At 58.6% G+C, this 19,316-nt stretch carries 11 protein-coding genes; 7 read left to right on the forward strand and 4 right to left on the reverse strand.

The features are described from left to right. Positions 1-191 precede the first annotated feature (191 nt). Together aceE and aceF are read left to right on the forward strand one after the other, a co-directional pair. Positions 192-2,855, forward strand: coding sequence for a pyruvate dehydrogenase (acetyl-transferring), homodimeric type (gene aceE, locus ACZ5Q2_RS07565; RefSeq protein WP_061330614.1), 2,664 nt, complete (start codon positions 192-194; stop codon positions 2,853-2,855). Positions 2,856-2,865: 10 nt separating this feature from the next. Then, positions 2,866-4,515 carry a dihydrolipoyllysine-residue acetyltransferase gene (aceF, locus tag ACZ5Q2_RS07570; RefSeq protein WP_061330613.1) on the forward strand — a complete coding sequence of 550 codons (1,650 nt, stop codon included), beginning with the start codon at positions 2,866-2,868 and terminating at the stop codon, positions 4,513-4,515. A 167-nt stretch (positions 4,516-4,682) separates the two neighbouring features. Here aceF and ACZ5Q2_RS07575 read toward each other — a convergent pair whose 3' ends face one another. The 3 genes from ACZ5Q2_RS07575 to ACZ5Q2_RS07585 are packed head-to-tail and all read right to left on the reverse strand — an operon-like array spanning position 4,683 to position 10,810. Then, positions 4,683-5,768 carry a hypothetical protein gene (locus ACZ5Q2_RS07575; RefSeq protein ID WP_061330612.1) on the reverse strand — a complete coding sequence of 362 codons (1,086 nt, stop codon included), beginning with the start codon at positions 5,766-5,768 and terminating at the stop codon, positions 4,683-4,685. Between the two features lie 18 nt (positions 5,769-5,786). After that, on the reverse strand, positions 5,787-6,884 hold the full coding sequence (locus ACZ5Q2_RS07580; RefSeq protein WP_061330609.1) for a hypothetical protein: 1,098 nt from the start codon (positions 6,882-6,884) through the stop codon (positions 5,787-5,789). Then, positions 6,881-10,810 (reverse strand): ABC transporter permease, encoded by a 3,930-nt coding sequence (locus ACZ5Q2_RS07585; protein WP_432210292.1) that lies wholly within the window; start codon positions 10,808-10,810, stop codon positions 6,881-6,883. Before ACZ5Q2_RS07585 ends, ACZ5Q2_RS07580 begins: the two co-directional genes overlap by 4 nt. 199 nt (positions 10,811-11,009) lie before the next feature. On the opposite strand from ACZ5Q2_RS07585, the gene ACZ5Q2_RS07590 reads away from it, so the two are divergent. Together ACZ5Q2_RS07590 and ACZ5Q2_RS07595 are read left to right on the forward strand one after the other, a co-directional pair. Beyond that, positions 11,010-12,191, forward strand: a complete 1,182-nt coding sequence (locus tag ACZ5Q2_RS07590; protein ID WP_432210291.1) for an acyl-CoA dehydrogenase — start codon at positions 11,010-11,012, stop codon at positions 12,189-12,191. Between the two features lie 149 nt (positions 12,192-12,340). After that, positions 12,341-13,591 (forward strand): NADH:flavin oxidoreductase/NADH oxidase family protein, encoded by a 1,251-nt coding sequence (locus ACZ5Q2_RS07595; RefSeq protein WP_432210290.1) that lies wholly within the window; start codon positions 12,341-12,343, stop codon positions 13,589-13,591. Positions 13,592-14,008: 417 nt separating this feature from the next. Here ACZ5Q2_RS07595 and ACZ5Q2_RS07600 read toward each other — a convergent pair whose 3' ends face one another. Beyond that, positions 14,009-15,214, reverse strand: a complete 1,206-nt coding sequence (locus ACZ5Q2_RS07600; protein WP_432210289.1) for a DcaP family trimeric outer membrane transporter — start codon at positions 15,212-15,214, stop codon at positions 14,009-14,011. Positions 15,215-15,376: 162 nt separating this feature from the next. Between ACZ5Q2_RS07600 and ACZ5Q2_RS07605 the strand changes: the two genes are divergently transcribed. The 3 genes from ACZ5Q2_RS07605 to ACZ5Q2_RS07615 all read left to right on the forward strand — a co-directional run bounded on the left by ACZ5Q2_RS07605 (position 15,377) and on the right by ACZ5Q2_RS07615 (position 19,298). Continuing rightward, entirely contained in the window at positions 15,377-16,828 is a 1,452-nt protein-coding gene (locus ACZ5Q2_RS07605) for an exonuclease domain-containing protein (RefSeq protein WP_432210288.1), read from the forward strand. Between the two features lie 59 nt (positions 16,829-16,887). Next, positions 16,888-18,102 (forward strand): aspartate aminotransferase family protein, encoded by a 1,215-nt coding sequence (locus ACZ5Q2_RS07610; protein ID WP_374813686.1) that lies wholly within the window; start codon positions 16,888-16,890, stop codon positions 18,100-18,102. 179 nt (positions 18,103-18,281) lie between these two features. Beyond that, positions 18,282-19,298 (forward strand): arginine N-succinyltransferase, encoded by a 1,017-nt coding sequence (locus ACZ5Q2_RS07615; protein ID WP_061330602.1) that lies wholly within the window; start codon positions 18,282-18,284, stop codon positions 19,296-19,298. Positions 19,299-19,316: the final 18 nt, after the last annotated feature.

Consider the following 19,316-nt stretch of genomic DNA (forward strand, 5'->3'; position numbering starts at 1 on the left):
CGGCCTGCGCGGCAGGAAAAATGTGAAAGCTGTTCTATGCTTGAGAGAGGTCAAACGCGCTATTAAGCATTTCTCGCAAGCTGATGTATCCACAATAAAACTGCAGGTTATCGCAGCATTTCAAGTTTGCACCGTGACAGGCTGCTGATCGTGGCCCACGAGGCACCTTTTGAGTCCAAGGGGAGGGTTTGATGTACCAGGATGATGATCCCATTGAAACCAGTGAATGGCTTGATGCGCTGGAATCTCTGATCGAGAACGAAGGCGTTGATCGGGCCAAATACATTCTGGAGCGCCTGTCTGAGCGCGCCAGCCGCGATGGCACCGCTCTGCCGTATTCCATCACCACGCCATTCCGCAACAGCATTCCAGTGGCCAAGCAGGCGCAGATGCCGGGCGACCTGTTCATGGAGCGGCGCATCCGCTCACTGATCCGCTGGAACGCCATGGCCATGGTGGTGCGGGCCAACAAGCGCCCGGGCGATCTGGGTGGCCACATTTCCACCTTCTCTTCTGCCGCCACATTGTATGACGTGGGCTTCAACTATTTCTTCCACGGTGGCGACGACAAGCGGGAATCTGACCTGGTGTACTTCCAGGGCCACGCAGCGCCGGGTATCTATGCGCGCTCCTTCCTGGAAGGCCGCTTTAGCGAAGAACAGCTCGACAAGTACCGGGAAGAGGTGGACGGCGAAGGCCTGTCCTCCTACCCGCACCCCTGGCTGATGCCGGATTACTGGCAGTTCCCCACGGTTTCCATGGGCCTGGGGCCGATTCAGGCCATCTACCAGGCCCACGTGATGAAGTACCTGCACAGCCGTGAGCTGACCGATATGGACAACCGCAAGGTTTGGGCGTTCATCGGTGACGGCGAGTGCGATGAGCCGGAAACCCTTGGCTCCATTTCCAAGGCCGGCCGCGAGAACCTGGATAACCTGATCTTCGTGGTTAACTGTAACCTGCAGCGCCTGGACGGCCCGGTGCGTGGTAACGGCAAGATCATCCAGGAACTCGAAGGCGTGTTCCGTGGTGCTGGCTGGAACGTGATCAAAGTCGTATGGGGCCGTCACTGGGACCCGCTCTACGCCAAAGACGAAAACGGCGCCATGCAGCGTGCCATGGATGAAATCTGCGACGGTGACCTGCAGAACTTCAGCTTCAAGGGCCCGGCTTACACCCGAAAGGAATTCTTCGGTCGTTACCCGGAACTGGCGAAGCTGGTTGAGGACATGTCTGATGAAGAGATCAGCAAACTCAACCGTGGCGGCCACGATCCCTACAAAGTCTATGCCGCTTACCACAAGGCGGTGAACCAGGCCAACGGCAAGCCGACGGTCATTCTGGCTCACACCATCAAAGGTTACGGTTTTGGCGCGGCGGGCGAAGCCCAGAACACCGCGCACTCCCTGAAGAAGCTGGATATCGACACCCTGAAGGAATTCCGGGACCGTTTCGGCGTGCCCCTGAAAGACGACGAACTGGAAGAGGTGCCTTACTACCGCCCGGCGCCAGACAGCCCGGAACTGGTGTACATGAAAAAGCGCCGGCAGGATCTCGGTGGCTTCTATCCGAAGCGCAACAAGGACTGCCAGCCCCTGCAGATTCCGGAACTGGATATCTTCAAGCAGGTGCTGGAAGGCTCAGACGGCCGAGCCATCTCCACCACCATGGCGTTTGTGCGGATTCTGAGCGCACTGGTGAAAGACAAGCGCATCGGCAAACGCGTGGTGCCCATTGTGCCGGACGAAGCCCGTACCTTTGGTATGGAAGGCATGTTCCGTCAACTCGGTATCTACACCTCCGAAGGCCAGAAGTACGTGCCCCAGGATCGTGACCAGATCATGTACTACCGGGAAGACAAGAAAGGCCAGATCATGCAGGAGGGCATCAACGAAGCCGGTGCCATGGCTACCTGGATGGCCGCTGCCACGTCCTACAGCACCAACAGCTACCCGCTGATTCCGTTCTATGTGTTCTATTCCATGTTCGGCTTCCAGCGTGTGGGCGACCTGGCCTGGGCCTCCGGCGACATGCAGGCCCGCGGCTTCCTGATTGGCGGTACCGCCGGCCGTACCACCCTGAACGGTGAAGGCCTGCAGCACCAGGATGGCCACAGCCACGTACTGGCCAACACCATTCCGAACTGCAAGGCCTACGACCCGGCCTACGGTTACGAAATGGCCGTGGTGATTCGCCATGGTATGAAAGAAATGTTCGAAGACAACAAAAATGTCTTCTACTACCTGACCATCGAAAACGAAAACTACGAACAGCCTGCCATGCCGAAAGACTGCGAAGACGGCATTATCAAAGGCATGTACAAGTATGAATCGGTGGAAACCAAGGGCCGCAAGAAGAGCCCGAGGGTTCAACTGCTGGGTGCCGGCGCGATCATGAACGAAGTGCGCGAAGCCGCCCAGATGCTGAAAGACGACTGGGGCGTAGCCTCCGACGTGTGGAGTGTCACCAGCTTTAACGAACTGGCCCGTGACGGTCAGCACGTAGAGCGCTGGAACCACCTGCACCCGGACGACAAGCCGCGCCAAGCCTATGTTACCCAGTGCCTGGAGAAAGCCCAGGGGCCGGTCGTGTCTGCCACCGACTACATCAAGCTGCACTCCGAGCAGTTGCGGGCCTTTATCCCGAAAACCTTTATGACCCTGGGCACAGACGGTTTCGGCCGCAGCGACACCCGCGAGAAGCTGCGTAGCTTCTTTGAGGTGGATCGCTACTACATCACCGTCACCGCCCTGTCTGCCCTGGCCAAAGATGGTGAGATCAAGCTTGAACAGGTTCTCGAAGCCATGCGCAAGTACGGAATCGATCGCAACAAAACGAACCCGGTGCTGAGCTAAGGAGACCGCCATGAGTGAACAGGAAATCAAGGTTCCCGATCTCGGCGGTGCTGATGAAGTCGAGGTCATCGAAATCATCGTCAGTGCAGGGGACTCCGTTGAAGAAGAAGATCCGATTCTGACCGTAGAATCCGACAAAGCCTCCGTGGAACTGCCGGCGCCCGCCGCCGGCAAGATCACCAAAATCACCGTGAAGGTGGGTGACAAGGTCAAGGAAGGCGATGTGATCGGCATGATGGAAGGTGGTGCCGGCGGCTCTGACGACGCAGGCAGTGACAAAGCCGACGAGCTCGAGCCGAAGGCAGAAAGTAAAAGCGAGGCCAAATCCGAAGACAGCAAACCGGCGCCCAGGAAAAAATCCGGCGGCTCCCGCACCGAAGTGGTGAAGGTTCCGTCGCTGGATGGTTTTGATGACGTGCCGGTGATTGAAATCAACGTGGCGGAAGGCGACACCGTTGGCGAGGATGATCCGCTGGTCACCGTGGAGTCCGACAAGGCCACCATGGAAATTCCGTCACCCTATGCCGGCAAGATCGGCAAGATTCTGGTGAAGGAAGGTGACAAGCTTTCTGAAGGCGTTGACCTGTTGGAAATGACCATCGAAGAGGATGGTGGTGAGGAGGAAGAAACGTCAGATTCCGGTGAAAGCGCCAAGGCCGACAGCCAGGGCAGCAAGCCCGAAGTAAAAGCCGACAAACAGGAAGCCGCGCCCCAGCCCCAGGGTTCCACCTACGAGCCACCGGCGCCGGGCACCAAGGTGCATGCCGGCCCCGCCGTGCGCAAACTGGCGCGGGAGCTGGGTGCAGACCTCACACGGGTGAAGGGTTCCGGCCCGAAAAGCCGCATCCTGAAAGACGACGTGCACGCCTATGTGAAGAGTCAGCTTCAGCAGGCCCAGCAGGGCACGGGTGTGGCGACAGGTTCCGGCATTCCCGGTGTGAAGCTGCCGGACTTCAGCCAGTTTGGTGAAGTGGAGCGCGAAGGCATGTCCCGCATGATGGCGGCTACCGCCACCAACATGCAGCGCAGCTGGTTGAACGTACCCCACGTCACCCAGTTCGACGATGCCGACATCACCGAAATGGAAGACTTCCGCAAGGCCCAGAAAGCGGCCGGCGAAAAGCGTGGCGTGAAAATGACCCCGCTGCCGTTCCTGCTCAAGGCCTGCGCCGCCGCGTTGGCGGAACTGCCTCAGTTCAACGTGTCCCTGGACATGGAGCGCAAAGAGGTGGTGCGCAAGAAGTACATCCACATCGGTATTGCGGTGGACACACCCCATGGCCTGATGGTGCCGGTGATCCGGGACGTTGATCAGAAAGGCCTGTGGGAACTGGCCGCCGAGAGCGCCGAACTGGCCCAGAAGGCGAGAGACAAGCAGCTGAAGCCGGCAGAAATGCAGGGCGCCTGTTTTACCATCACCAGCCTGGGTGGCATTGGCGGCACCGCGTTCACGCCCATCGTGAACACGCCGGAAGTGGCCATCTTGGGTGTCTCCAAGGCATCCATGAAGCCCGTGTGGGACGGCAAGGCATTCCAGCCACGGCTGATGCTGCCGCTGTCGTTGTCTTACGACCACCGGGCGGTGAACGGGGCGGACGCAGCCCGGTTTACCAACCTGCTGGCGCAGCTGCTGGGGGATATTCGTACCCTGTTGCTGTAGTCCTGAATTAGGAGCCGCTCTGTAGCTTTTCAGTTGCGGGGCGGCTCTCTTGTCTTTGCGTTGAGCCTGGCCAAATCCCTACCAATTTGCAGCATCAGGCTCGTTCTGACTTTCGGCCTCCGACGGATGCCCCTGTCGGGTCGCCGTTAATGGCTGGCGTAAGGTATCTACTCTGCTGAAGCCCTACGTTGCCGGCGTGTCCTTGGTGAGTACGCCCAACTATTCCGCATGATATCGAGCCGCCCCGGGGTGTTCAGCCGCAGCACCTGAAGCGCCATCTCGTCGTTTTTCTGTTTCCAGGTGTCGTTGTCCATATCCCGCCAGTAACGGGGCGGGCGATTGGTTTGCCGGTCGTGTTCGGCGGTGACCGGGTCATTGGCGCGATGCTCTTCCCACAGGGGAATGTCCGGCAGTGGCCGGCTGGTGTCCATGAAGTTCTGGAACATGTCCCAAAGGGCGTAGCACTCCTCGGGGTTGGTTTTGCCGATCAGGGTGCCGATGGGGATCAGGATGTTGCGGTACCGGTGGGCCAGGTACAGGGTGTGCACCACCCCACCGCCGTGGATCAATTCGTTGGAGGTATAGGCGTCGAATTCGTAAAACGGTGCTGACTCTTCTTCTGGCTGGCCGGTTTTGCCCCAGGTGCCGTTTTTATCGTAGTGATACACCGTCACCAGGCCAGTGCGACGATTGAGTTCCCACAGCGGGCCCTTGTCCGGCTTGATGAGCTGCCGGGGGAAGAGTTTGAACAGGGCAGTGGGGATGAGGTTGCAGGCGATAAGGGGGCCAAATACCCATGCCGCGAAATAGGCCCAGTCCGCTAGATAATTAAGATGGCCCACACTTGCTGGCTTATCGTAGTAATAAACTCCCAAAGTGAAGAGCATGGGTATGGCTACGAAACCAATGATTACAGGATTGCCAAAAGCATTGATGAATAACAGAATTCGAGTTCTCACGGCAGCATTGGCAGCTCGGTAGCATTCATGGTCAATGCGCTGATGGCTCTGCAGGTCTCCGAACGGGGTCGGGTTTTTCTCGAACTGCCGGAGCACTTCGGGACGATTTCGCCGCCTAATGATTTGCGGCACGACATCTTCTGTGTGACCCCAGGGCAGTTTCCGGTCCGCTTTTTGGTTAAACCAGGGCTGTGCCGGATTAGCGCCCGGTGCCGGGCGCTTTTGCAGAGGAAGCTGTTCGGAATCATAGGCCTTCGGATCGTAGTATCCCGATGCAGGTTTATCGGTTGTCATGCCGTGGCTCCATACTCTTCACTCAGTGGCCTGCCTTGAGGCAACGGGCCGCTGTCGCCGAGGCCTTGGTGAGGACACCCAACTATTCCTCATGATATCCAGCCGCCCTGGGGTGTTCAGCCGCAGTACCTGAAGTCCCATCTCCTCATTCTTTTCTTTCCAGGTGTCGTTGTCCATGTCCCGCCAGTAACGGGGCGGGCGATTGGTTCGTCGGTCGTGTTCGGTGGTAACCGGGTCATTGGCGCGATGCTCTTCCCACAGGGGAATGTCCGGCAGGGGCCGGCTGGTGTCCATGAAGTTCTGGAACATGTCCCACAGGGCGTAGCACTCCTCGGGGTTGGTTTTACCGATGAGGGTGCCAATGGGGATCAGAATGTTGCGGTACCGGTGGGCCAGGTACAGGGTGTGCACCACCCCGCCGCCGTGGATCAGTTCGTTGGAGGTGTAGGCGTCAAACTGGTAAAACGGCGCGGTTTCTTCTTCCGGTTGGCCGGTTTTGCCCCAGACTCCTTTTTTATCGTAGTGAAACACCGTTACCAGGCCCGTGCGACGATTGAGTTCCCACAGCGGGCCCTTGTCGGGCTTGATGAGCTGCCGGGGGAAGAGTTTGAACAGGGCGGTGGGGATGAGGTTGCAGGCGATTAAGGGCCCTAAGAACGTTGCGAGTATTGGGAGAAATGCAAGAAGAGTCGCCCCGAACGGCTCACTCTTTGGCCGAATATGGATATGGCCTGCGAACCCTAAGGCGAGTGGGAACATCATAAAGGCGATGACGACAGGATTACCGAATGCATTGAAAAACAGAAGAATACGGGTTCTCAGTGCCGCCGTCGCATGGCGATAGCGCTCATGGTCAATACGCTGGTGGAAATCAATGTTGGCGAAATTATTTGGTTCTCTCTCGAAACGTCTGAGCATCGCTGGAGAATAATCCGTCCGATAAGACTGAGGGGCCACATCCTCTGTGTGCCCCCAGGGCAGCTTCCGATCGGCTTTTCGGTTAAACCAGGGCAGTGCCGGGTTGGCGCCCGGTGCCGGGCGCTTTTGCTGGGGGAGGTGTTCGGAGTTATAGGCTTCCGGGCCGTAGTATCCCGATGCAGGTTTATCCGTTATCATCCCGTGGCTCCAGGGTTGCTGAATTCATTGATCCAGAAAAGCTGCTTCTTGTCGCTGAAGTCCGGCTCCGTATGCTCATTGTCTCTGGCGTCGTAAAGGGTTGAATCTTTGGGTGGCGGTGCGGGGAACGCGAGTTCCCGGATGCCCGTTTCCACACGGATTTGGGCTTTTGGTTGCCAGGAGTAGCTCACATTGCGGCTGCTGAAAGGGATGCCAAGGAACTTGGTCGTTTCCGCATGGCTGGCAGGTGTTCTGACAATGTATTCGTAGCCGTCTGGGGTGGCACCTTTCCGAATAATATGACTTTGTAATTCGCTTTCCGGAACTGGCTGGGTGGGCAGGCGAACAGAGTGATTGCCATCTTGTCTGATCGGGTGGCGAAGCAGTTGAAGCTTGAACGTCATTTGTTGTTCCGTGAAGCCGGTCAAGCCTGGCAGATTACTCTCAAGGCGGATGAGATGTGTTGCCTGGGCAAGATCATGATTGGCCAACCCCTGGCGTTTCAGCGTTACGCGGGTGATTTCCGGAATCGGGTATATTGAAACCCGAACCTGAGAGAGCAAGTAGACCAGCCGGTACCAAGCTTCCAGTGCGTTGTTGTCGCCTTGCAGATGCGGTAGTCCGTCATGCTCGCCGAAAGGGCCGTTTTTGAGCCAGTTCTCTATGGGTTCGTCTTCATAGTGAGCAACAAGTACCGCACCCCCAAGGATCAGGCAGAGACCGGCCCAGCCCAGAGGACCCATGCCAAGTAGCGTGAGTTGGGCGGGTACCAATGCGGAAAGGGTTGTCACGACACTGCCGACTGTCACGATGCCGTGGCCGAGAGCTGCCTGATCACCAGTGTTTATGGTGTAAATAGTGTCAGAAAAGCTGATGCCGGTTAGGGCTAGTCCTCCTATGCCGCCAAGCAGCATTTTGACCGTGAGAGCTTCTGCCCTGAAGACTCTTGCGATGAATTTTGCGCCCTCGCCTCTGAATTGATACTGGAGTGCGGAGGCGATCCTGTTTCTGGTTGCCTCGTTAGCAAAGCGCTCAGACAAAAGAATTGCCGCTAACGCTCCGCCGTATCCAGAAGACAATAGTCCAGAAATAGCTCGATAACCGCTGCGTTCACGGGATGTTCTCTTTAGAGAACCAAACGCATTCGCCACATTAACCGCCTCAATAGCCAACACCACCAACGGCAACGCCGGTGTATTCAGCACCCGGTGCAACCGGCCTCGCTCGGCAGCGTTGAGGTCCACCCTGTGCGCCTTCGCTTCGCCCTCCAGCTTGCGAATCTCCGCGTTGATATCCCGAATCCGGCTGCCGGTCTGTTTCAGTTCGTCGACCACCTGATTGTACCGGCTCTGGGCCGCCTGCAACTTCGCCTTGAGTTCTTCATGGTTGCCATTGGCTTCGGCCAGGGCCCGGCGTGCCAGGGTCAGCTGATTCTCGGCCCGGGTCAGTGCCTGGATAGCCTGGGTGGTGGGCTTGTCCCGGCTCAGAACCCAAACCAGGGCCTTGCCTGCGGCGGGTGTTTCCGGGTTATAGCGTGCGCCATCTGGCCCCAGGTCTTCCAGACCGAGTACGTATTTGCCTTGGGCAATGGCGTCGCTCAGTGTCATTTGCCTCAAATCGGGTAACAGTTCAGGCATGGCCTGGCGTATACCTTCCATCGGGTTCGCCATGGCGGCAATGCGCTGGGCCATCAGGCGCTGCTGGATAGTCTGCCGGGTTTGGACGTGTTGCTGTTCCAACCGCGCACTGGCGTCATCGAAGTCTTTGAGGGCTTTGGCGGCGGCCTGTTCTTTCCTGAATGCTTGGTCGCTGTTGCGCTTCATCCATTCCCGGCTGGCCGCGTCGTGTTCGGCTTTCAGGGCTGCGCGTCGTTGAGCCAGACGGGTTTGTTCGTCGGTCAGGTTCTGTAGCTGTCGGTCGTTGTTCTCCAGTGCGGCCATGGCGGAACGGATGGACTGGTGCAGTTCACTGTGCGAGCTGTCCAATGCCTTCATGCCGGAATTCATGCCTGCGAGCATCAGTGTGGTCAGTGCGCCGCTTTGAATGTCATCCGCTAAACGCAGTCCTTCCACCGTCAGTATTTCGCTCAAATCCTCCGGCAAATCCAGCTTTTCCAGGGCGGCGAGGGCGGAGCCCCGGAATACACCCGTGCCATCGTTGGGTTCGGGCGTTTCCGGGGGCTGGTAGGGTTCGGTTTGGCTGTCTGGTGTGGTTTGCGGCCACAACATGCGGGCGAGAGAGACTTCCTCTCGCGAGGCACTGGCGGCGGCCTGCTCGGTACAAAGCGACCTTACCCAGGCCTTGCCGTCGCTGTCCGGGCTGGGCTGGCTGTGTTCCGGGTCCAGTGGGTCCTGCTTGCAGGCGGGCTCCAGGGTGTCGCTGATAAAATGCCCGGCGCAACGGAAAGCACCGGCATAGTCGAAACCTTTGGTGCTGAACAGGTCCGCCAGGGCTTGTTGATAGGGCTGGCGTTTCAGGCATTGCAGCAGTTCGGCCTGGGCCAGGGTCAGGTAGTGTTGGCCCAGGGTGCGCTCTTCGGTCATCAGCACCCGGCGAATCTTTTGCCGGCCGCTGGAGGGCAACGCCAGGCTGTATTTGAACAGCGGGTTCTTCTGGCGACCGATCCGGCCCGGCAGGATGATCTGGTTTACCAGGAGGGCGTTTTCCAGTTGCGGATTTTTACGGGCTTTTTCGGCACACAGTTCCAGCAGATGGCGCGCCGTGTTGATGCGTGCTTGCTGGTGCCGCATCTCGTAAAAATGATCTTCAATGCGCAGGCCGCACACGCCCCGGTTTCTCAAATCCTCAAGGGCGTCTGTCTGGCAATCGCTGGTTCGCCACTCATCGTAGCTGAATGGTCGCTTCGCTGGGGTTTCGCTAGCGCGGTCCAGATCTTTTTGAATCGCAATGCCGAGCGCGGCCGGCTCGGGGTGTTCGAAGGGGGCCAGGGGCCCGGTGCGCTCACCGGCATTCCACTCTTCATAAAGGCTGGCCGCCATATCCAGTGCTTTGCCGGCGTAGGTTCCGGTGGTATCGGCCAGGTATTCCCAGGGCCGCTCAAACTGCCATTCTTTAGCGGGTGCCCTGGGCCTTTGTGCTTCAACTTTGTCTAATCGGAATACGGTTCGTTTAGCGGCATCTGGCCAGCGGGCAAAGCCCATCTGGGGCTGGTCGGCGGGGTACAGGTCCCGGAACTGGCTGCACCGGTAATGTCGAAGCCCGGAATCGCTCTGCAGGCCATTCAGCCGTGCCGCAGAGAGGGGAGATTCGCTGAAGGCGGCTTCAAGGGACTGATCCTGGCGGTCAAGGCGCACGGGTACCCACACATCAGCCAGCGGTTTACCCACGGCGGGGCGGCGGTCTTCGGTAAATTGTCCGTCTTCCGTGCGATGGTCCGCGAGCCTTACGTCGCGGAATTGCGGCCGGTTGCCTTCCCAGGCGATTTGCAGCTCTCGCCAGAGCATGCCGTTGCGGAACAGATACAGAAACCCGGGGCGGGCGAGAGCCGGCCAGGTCAGGTGCTTGCCTTCATGATTCATTCCCCGCACCCAGGCCATGGGCACGGTGGGCATGAGGATGTTGGCGGTGGTTTCGGAATGGCTGCTTTCGGGCGCCGGGGCATCTGTGAGCGGAAGGTGAATCGGCGCGCCGGATTCTGCATCCACCTCCAGCACCGCCCGGCTGCCAGGCTGATTGCGCCAGGGCCAGATGTGCAGGGCGGATTCCGCGTTGCTGACCTCGCGCAGATAACTTTTCTGGATACCATCCGGCAGGCGCCGTGCAACCCCGGGGAACGGGGCTTCTGCCGTCTGAAAAACCACCGGGCGCTGCTCCTGGCTGTGCTTGGTGCCAACCACAGCAACGATGAAATCACAGAAGGTGCAGGGAGGGCCGTCGGAAAGGCGGCTATGGGCCAGATTGCTCATGGTGACGTTCCTTATCAATGGCTGAGAGAAGCTTCTTGCTTCAATGCTTAGGAATTTTATATGCCCCGGATGGTGATGTCACATTGCTGCGCCTGTCGGTTCCGGAATTTGTGATTTGTTGCGGGCCTTCCGGCAGCTTGAAACCGGGCCGGGCTAAAGCGATAGTGGGCGTAACAATACCGTTAAAGTGACAATACCCATGGCCAACAAACCAAGCTTCAACTGGGAAGACCCCCTGCTGCTCGACCAGCAGCTCTCTGAAGACGAACGCATGGTGCGCAACAGCGCCCGGCAGTTCGCTGACAAGAAACTCCGCCCCCGTGTGGTGGAGGCCTTCCGTAACGAGCACACCGATCCTGCCATCTTCCGCGAAATGGGCGAGAACGGCCTGCTGGGTGCCACCTTGCCGGAGCAGTATGGCGGCAGTGGCCTCAATTATGTGAGTTATGGTTTGATCGCCCGTGAGATCGAGCGTGTGGATTCTGGTTATCGCTCCATGATGAGTGTGCAGTCCTCACTGGTGATGGTGCCCATCTACGAATTCGGTAACGAAGCAACCCGCCAGAAATACCTGCCCAGGCTGGCCTCCGGTGAATGGATTGGCTGCTTCGGCCTCACCGAGCCGGACTATGGTTCAGATCCCGGTGCCATGATGACCCGTGCCCGAAAAGTGGACGGCGGCTATCGCCTGACCGGCAGCAAGATGTGGATCACCAACAGCCCCATTGCGGATGTGTTTGTGGTCTGGGCCAAGGACGATGACGACAAGATTCGGGGCTTTGTGCTGGAGAAAGGCTGGCAGGGGCTGAGCGCCCCGGTCATTCATGGCAAGGTGGGGCTGAGGGCGTCCATCACCGGTGAAATCGTGATGGATAACGTCTTCGTGCCGGAAGAAAATGCCTTCCCCGATGTGCGAGGTCTCAAAGGCCCGTTCACCTGCCTGGACTCCGCCCGCTACGGCATCTCCTGGGGTGCCTTGGGTGCCGCAGAAGACTGCTGGCACACCGCTCGCCGCTATGTGCTGGACCGCCAACAATTCGGCCGACCGCTGGCCGCCAACCAGCTGATCCAGAAAAAACTGGCGGACATGCAAACGGACATCACCCTGGCCCTGCAGGGCAGCCTGCGCCTGGGCCGGATGAAAGACGAAGGCACGGCGGCGGTGGAGATAACCTCCATCATGAAGCGCAACTCCTGCGGCAAGGCGCTGGACGTGGCGCGCCTGGCCCGCGACATGCTCGGTGGTAACGGCATCAGTGACGAGTTCGGTGTTGCCCGCCACCTGGTGAACCTGGAAGTGGTGAACACCTACGAGGGCACCCACGACGTACACGCGCTGATTCTTGGCCGGGCCCAGACTGGCATCCAGGCCTTTTTCTGAGCGCGGTAGCACACCATAAACGGGGCCATTGCCGGTAAGGTCTGGTCCCGCTATTCCGCTGAAAGGCTGTCTCCTCGGCCAATGTCTGCGGGGTGCGAGCCATCCACTATCAGCCCCATGAACATCCAGAACAATGACATGAGGCTCCCATGAATCCCGCGAAACTGCTCTCCACCCCGCTTAAGCTGCGAAACGGCTCCGTCATCCCCAACCGCTTTGCCAAGTCCGCCATGAGCGAGACCCTGGGTACCATTGATAACCACCCCACCAAAGAGCTGGCAACCCTGTATCGAGCGTGGGCAGAAGGTGGCACCGGGCTGTCGATTACAGGCAACGTGATGATCGACCGCCGGCACATCGGCGAGCCCCAGAATGTGGTTGTCGAGGATGAAAGCGATCTCGAGCTTCTGACCGCCTGGGCCAAGGCCGGGCAGCAGGGTGGCAAGCAGATCTGGATGCAGCTGAACCATCCCGGCAAGCAAAGCCCCAAAATGCTCAACAAAGACCCGGTCTCGCCCAGCGCGATTCCGTTCAAAAAAGAACTCCGCAGCATGTTCGCCACACCCCGCGCCCTGACCGGCCCGGAAATAGAAGACATCATCCAGCGCTTTGCCCGCAGTGCGGCCGTTGCCCAGAAGGCAGGCTTCGATGGTGTGCAGATTCACGGCGCCCACGGCTACCTGGTGAGCCAGTTCCTGTCGCCCCATCACAACCAGCGCACAGACGAGTGGGGTGGCTCTGCCGAGAAACGCCGCCGCTTTGTGCTGGCAGTGTACCGGGCTATCCGGAAAGCCTGCGGTGAAGCGTTCAATATCGGCATCAAACTGAACTCCGCAGACTTCCAGCGTGGCGGTTTTACCGAGGACGAATCGTTGGCGGTGATTAAGGCACTGGTGGCGGAGGGAATTGACCTGGTGGAAATCTCCGGCGGCAACTACGAGAACCCGGCCATGGCCAAGGGTGCGGAAGACGGCGAGGTAAAAGCCAGCACCCTGGCGCGGGAGGCTTACTTCCTGGAATTCGCAGAGAAAGTGCGTGAGCTGACCGACGTACCGCTGATGGTAACCGGTGGCTTCCGCACCGAAACCGGCATGGCCCAGGCCATCGCCTCCGGCGCGACGGACCTGGTGGGCCTGGCCCGGCCGTTAGTGGTTGAGCCGGATCTGCCGAATCGGATTATGGCCGGCAATCAGGTCACCAGCGCCGTGAAACCCATTAAAACCGGTATCCGCCTGATCGACGATATGGCCCTGATGGAAGTGAGCTGGTACACACGGCAGATCGGCCGCATTGCCCGTGGCAAGGCGCCGAAACAGCATGACCGGGGGATTCTGTCGTTAATGGAAGTGCTGGGTGTGATGACCACCCGTGGGGTACGCACCCGATTACGGGCTGGCTAATAGAGTTCCTCAGCAGCAGGTCAGGGCCTTGGCCGCTGGCCTGCTGCTGGTTTGATCAGTTAGCAAAGAACATCCAATCGAAATAGTCGTGCAGATCCTGCATGGCAATGGCTTCAGAAGGCTGGGTAAGCTCGAACAGAACAGACTGGTTTTGCGCTATTTTCATGGTGTCACCTCATGGGGTTGCGACAGTAGAGGCCGGGCAGCGTTGCGGAGGCCGGCTTTGCAATCAGAACTTTGCATCAGTCGTGCCAACGAATCAGGAGCGGCTAACATCTTGAATTATTTGGGTTGGTGTAAGGCGTCGTTCGGGGCGGGTTAGCTTGGTGATACACGGCGGTGCAAACTGCACCAACCTGGAACGAAAAACCCCGGCCGAAGCCGGGGTAATTCTGAGTTAACTTCTAACAGGAAGGGTTAGAAGTTGTACTGCGCAGCGAACAGGATGCGGCTGGCATCACCGTCGGTACCGTCCACGTTTTCACGCTTCAGGAACTGGTACTCAACGCCCATCATGACGTTTTTGATCGGAGTCCACTGGTAATTAGCCATTACAGCCTGGTTCTTTTCACTTTCGTCAGCGACATCAATGCCATCATCGACAGCGTCGTCCCAATCAACTTCAACGTAGCCGTAGCCAATGTTGATGCTGCGGCCGCCGCCAAGGTTCAGGCCGGCGCCAACGGAACCACCATAGCCAGAGATGGTCTCAAGGCTGTTACCGTTAACATAAGCGCTGGCTGCACCGAAATTCTCACCGGAGCGATACAGGTAGCTGTTCGCGCCATCCGTATAGCTCAGGGTACCCTGGATAGTGATCATGTCGGTCAGAGCCATTTTGGCCGCAACGAAGGTTGCGAAGCCGAAGGCGGTGTCGTCGTTGGTCCCATCATCAAATCCGACTTGGTGTGCAAGTACTGCTGCAGAGTATGACAGGCCACCGGCGGAATCTTGCATTCTGGCTGTTAAAGCGGGAAGGCTCTCTTTCTGGGTACTTGCTGTAGCTCGTCCAGCGAAAATGGGATCGCCATTTCCATCAACGCCAACCTGAACACCCGGAGCTGATACCGCAGTAGCACCAATCAGAGACGCTTGAGGATCTTCCAGAGACACCGACAGCGGACCAGTGGTATAGCGAGCCTGGGCCACACGGCCTTGCAGACCTGCCAAACCGGGCAGAGAATCAAAATCCAGAGTTGAGGTGTTACCTACGAAGCTGTTGAAGTTAGACCAGGTCTGGCCCATCAAGACGCCATTGTACTCACCATAAGCGTGACGCAGCCGCAAGGAGCCGCCACCGCCACCGCGGAAGTCACCCTCTACGTTCACCTTGACGCCCTCTGGTGAGACGGTCGTCAAACCGATTCGGCTTTGGAAGGCGTCCGCGCCGAAGTGACCATCCGCCGCATCGTCGTTTCCTGCGAGGCCAGCGTATGAGCCTGAACGCGTGCTCAGTGCCTGGTTGCTGTCAACGTCGTAAGACGCATTCAGGCGGCCATAGCCATACAGCGATAAATCGTAATCCCCCGCCTTGAAGTTGACCGCGCTGGCCTGGGCGCTCATGCCGATCGCAGCCACTGCCGCCGTTGCACGGATTGCCATTCTTAACTTGTTGCTTTGCATCGTTGTTGTCTCCACACGTTTATTGTTGTTGGACCCAAAAACAAGGTAGTTACGAATCTGTGACAATTCAAACATAATTGGTGGTTATTTAGACGAATGTCTATAGCTCGATGGTGCGGCAATGCTGGCATCCGGCCCTGCCAAATGGTCGTAATACTCCAGATGACAAAGAAACCTGCGCTTCTCAGTAACGAAACATTTGCTTTCCTTGATATTGAAACCACCGGCGGCAATCCGCAGCGGGACAGGATCACCGAAATTGGCATCCGGTTCTGGCGGGCCGGTGAGGTGGTGGGGGAATGGCAAACCCTGTTGAACCCTGAAATGCGGATCTCGGGTTTTATCGAACGCCTGACCGGTATCAGCAACGAGCTGGTGGCCGATGCTCCTCGATTCTCAGACATTGCCGATGAGCTGGAACAGCAGTTGGCTGGCGTGATCTTCGTGGCCCATAACGCCCGCTTCGATTACGGCTTTATCAAATCTGAATTCCGAAAACTGGGGCGGGCGTTCAGTGCCCGGGTATTGTGCACGGTCAGGCTGTCCCGTGCGCTTTACCCGGAACACAGCCGCCACAATATGGATGCCCTGATTGCCCGCCATAGTCTGCCGCAGGTAGAGCGCCACCGGGCCATGGGCGATGTTTCCGCCATGCTGGCGTTCTTTGAGCATACTCTGGTTGAACATAACGCCGAGGCAGTGAACCAGGCTATCCAGCGGCTGCTGCAGCGCCAGAGCACGCCCTCTAACGTGCCGCCAGAGATCTTCGCGGAGTTGCCGCAGGGGCCGGGTGTTTACCGGTTCTACGGTGACAACGATGTGCTGCTGTACGTGGGCAAAAGCACCAACATTGCCCAGCGGGTGGCGTCGCATTTCGCCAGTGATCACCAGTCTCCCCGGGGATTGCGCATGTCCGAAAGCCTGCGCCGGGTAGAGTTCACCGAAACCGCGGGCGAGCTGGGTGCCCTGCTGCTGGAGCTGAAGCAGATCAAAAGCCTGAACCCACTCTATAACCGCCGCTCCCGAGCCGCCAAGAACCTGGTCAGTATTGCACTGAGAACCAACGGCGAGGGTTATCTGCAGGCGGAACTGGCGCGAAAAGTGGTGCCGGACCAGCTCGGTGATTACTTCGGCTTGTTCCGCAGCAAACGCGATGCGCTGGGCGCCATCCGCGGCATCGCTGGCAAGAACGACCTGTGCGGCAAACTGCTCGGGTTGGAACCTGCTGGTGCAGGTCCATGCTTCCAACGCAGCCTTGGGCGATGCAAAGGCGCCTGTGAAGGCGCGGAAGACACCACCCGCTACAACCTGAGAATGCAGATCGCCTTCCACAACCTGCGCCTGAAAACCTGGCCCTGGCCCGGGCCCGTCGCCCTGGTGGAAGAGAACCTCGACACCGACCGCACCGATATTCTGGTTGTGTACAACTGGGTGCATATCGCCACTCTGCACAGCGAGGAGGAACTGAACGACTTTGAACCGGGGTCTGACCCCGTCACCTTTGATCTCGACTCCTACAAACTGCTGGTCAAAGCCCTGCTGGGCCGTGACAAAAAGCCGTATCGAATCATCGAACTACCACCTTTGACGCAACCGGCTGTTCTTATGCCGTGAGTGGCGTATTATGGGGGCATTCACCCTGTCACTTAGCAATGAGTCACTGAGAGAGATCCATGAACAGAGAACCTGTCTCCCGCGAACTGTTTGATGAAGTAATGGTGCCCAACTACGCCCCCGGTAACATCATCCCGGTACGAGGCGAGGGCTCCCGCGTGTGGGACCAGGAAGGGCGAGAGTTTGTGGACCTGCAGGGCGGCATTGCCGTCACCAGCCTCGGCCATTGCCACCCGGGCCTCGTGGGCGTGTTGCAAGAACAGGCCGAAAAAATCTGGCACCTGTCCAACGTCATGACCAACGAACCCGCGTTGCGCCTGGCCAAAACCCTGTGCGACCAGACCTTCGCAGAACGGGTGTTCTTCGCCAACTCCGGCGCCGAAGCCAACGAAGCCGCCTTCAAACTGGCCCGTCGCTACGCCTGGGAACACTACGGCCCGGAGAAAAACGAAATCATCTCCTTCACCAACTCCTTCCACGGCCGCACCCTGTTCACCGTCAGCGTCGGTGGCCAGCCGAAATACCTGGAAGGCTTCGAACCGGCCCCGGGAGGTATCCACCACGCCGAATTCAACAACCTGGATTCGGTGAAAGCGCTGGTCTTCAAAGAAAAAACCTGCGCCATCGTCGTCGAACCCATCCAGGGCGAAGGCGGCGTCATGCCTGCAGACCCTGAATTCCTCAAAGGCCTTCGCCAGCTCTGCGACGACAACAACGCCCTGCTGGTGTTTGACGAAGTACAAAGCGGCGTCGGCAGAACCGGCCACCTCTACGCCTACGAAATGTACAACGTAGTGCCCGACATCCTCACCAGCGCCAAGGGCCTGGGCGGTGGCTTCCCGGTAGCCGCCATGCTCACCACCGCCGAAGCCGCCAAAAGCCTCGGCGTAGGCACCCACGGCAGCACCTACGGCGGCAACGCCCTGGCCTGCGCCGTCGCCCAGAAAGTCATCGACACCGTCAGCCAGCCGGAAATCCTCAAAGGCGTCAAAGCCCGTTCCGACAAACTTCGCAAAGGCATGATGGACATCGGCGAACGCTACGGCGTGTTTTCCGAAGTACGCGGCGCTGGTCTACTCTTGGGGTGTGTATTGACCGAGAAGTGGCAGGGCAAAGCCAAAGACTTTCTCAACGCTGGCCTGGATGAGGGCGTGATGGTATTGGTCGCCGGCGCGAACGTGGTGCGTTTGGCGCCTTCACTAATTATTCCGGAATCGGATATTGATGAAGCGCTGGAGCGTTTTGAGGCGGCCGTGAAAAAACTGACGGCGTAACAGGACGGCATAGCCCGAAGTAGGGGGCGGGCTATTCACTCCTTCCGGGAATCTTGGAGGCCATGGATGGCCGGAACGAAGCGCACAGGGATGTGCTCGTAGCGTTTCCCGGAAGGAGTGAATAGCTCGCCCCCGGCCGGCAAATCAAAAGTCGCGATCAGACCCCGGGAGTAATGACCATGTGGCGAGTCAGACCAGCCAAACTGGATGACCTGCAACAGATTCTGGCCCTGACCAACGCCCAGAGCGGCCGGCTGTCGTCCACCCTGCCCAATACCCAAGCCGCCCTGACCAAAAAACTCCAACAGTCCCAGGCCAGCTTCGCCAACAAAACCGACACCAGCACCCCGCGCCGCCTGCTCTTCGTACTGGAAGACACAGACACCGGCCAACTCGTCGGCACCGCCGGCATAGACACCCGGGCAGGCAACGGCCAACCGTTCTACAACTACCGCCGCGATTACCTTATCCACGCCTCCCACGAACTCAACGTCTCCCGGCGTGTCGAAGTGCTGTACCCCAGCCATGCCCTCACCGACCTTACCCTGCTGTGCGCCTTCACCCTCAAACCGGAACTGCGAAACACCCCGGCCTTTGAGCTGCTTTCCCGCGCCCGCATGATGTTCATCGCCAGCCACCGGGAATGGTTCACCAATCGCACCGTAGTGGAAATCCAGGGCATACAGCATGAGAGCGGCGAAGTGCCCTTCTGGGACAGCCTTGGTCGCCACTTTTTTAACATGGATTTCGAAACCGCCGACCAGCACTCCGGCCAGCTTAGCAAAACCTTCATTGCCGAACTCATGCCCCCGAACCCAATATACGTGACCTTACTCAGCGAAGCCGCGCAAGAGGCATTGGGTGAGCCGCACCCGCTTACCCGGCCCAATTTCGACCTGTTGCAACGGGAAGGTTTCCTGCCCGGTTGCTACGTGGATATCTTCGATGGCGGCCCGGTGCTGGAAGCCCGAACCGACACACTTAAAACCGTTGTGACCAGCCAACCGAAAACGCTTCACGGTAGCGAGGGTCTCGATGGGGAAACCTGCCTGATCTCGGCGGGAGAAGGGCAAGACTTCCGCTGCCTGCTGACTCAGGTGTCTGAGACCCTGGCGGACGACGTAAAGGTACCGGTCAGCACCTGGCATGCATTGGACCGGAGCGCCGGCGACCGGGTAAGGATCTCGCCATTATGATCAATCCAGCTCAGGGGA

The sequence above is a fragment of the Marinobacter alkaliphilus genome (genome assembly GCF_055394375.1).

Bases quoted from the DNA above. Each gene is read 5' to 3' on its own strand.
- ACZ5Q2_RS07575 (WP_061330612.1), bottom strand. From the start codon at position 5,768: ATGACAACCGATAAACCTGCATCGGGATACTACGATCCGAAGGCCTAT.
- ACZ5Q2_RS07590 (WP_432210291.1), top strand. From the start codon at position 11,010: ATGGCCAACAAACCAAGCTTCAACTGGGAAGACCCCCTGCTGCTCGAC.
- aceE (WP_061330614.1), top strand. From the start codon at position 192: ATGTACCAGGATGATGATCCCATTGAAACCAGTGAATGGCTTGATGCG.
- ACZ5Q2_RS07580 (WP_061330609.1), bottom strand. From the start codon at position 6,884: ATGATAACGGATAAACCTGCATCGGGATACTACGGCCCGGAAGCCTAT.
- ACZ5Q2_RS07585 (WP_432210292.1), bottom strand. From the start codon at position 10,810: ATGAGCAATCTGGCCCATAGCCGCCTTTCCGACGGCCCTCCCTGCACC.
- ACZ5Q2_RS07610 (WP_374813686.1), top strand. From the start codon at position 16,888: ATGAACAGAGAACCTGTCTCCCGCGAACTGTTTGATGAAGTAATGGTG.
- aceF (WP_061330613.1), top strand. From the start codon at position 2,866: ATGAGTGAACAGGAAATCAAGGTTCCCGATCTCGGCGGTGCTGATGAA.
- ACZ5Q2_RS07615 (WP_061330602.1), top strand. From the start codon at position 18,282: ATGTGGCGAGTCAGACCAGCCAAACTGGATGACCTGCAACAGATTCTG.
- ACZ5Q2_RS07600 (WP_432210289.1), bottom strand. From the start codon at position 15,214: ATGCAAAGCAACAAGTTAAGAATGGCAATCCGTGCAACGGCGGCAGTG.
- ACZ5Q2_RS07595 (WP_432210290.1), top strand. From the start codon at position 12,341: ATGAATCCCGCGAAACTGCTCTCCACCCCGCTTAAGCTGCGAAACGGC.
- ACZ5Q2_RS07605 (WP_432210288.1), top strand. From the start codon at position 15,377: ATGACAAAGAAACCTGCGCTTCTCAGTAACGAAACATTTGCTTTCCTT.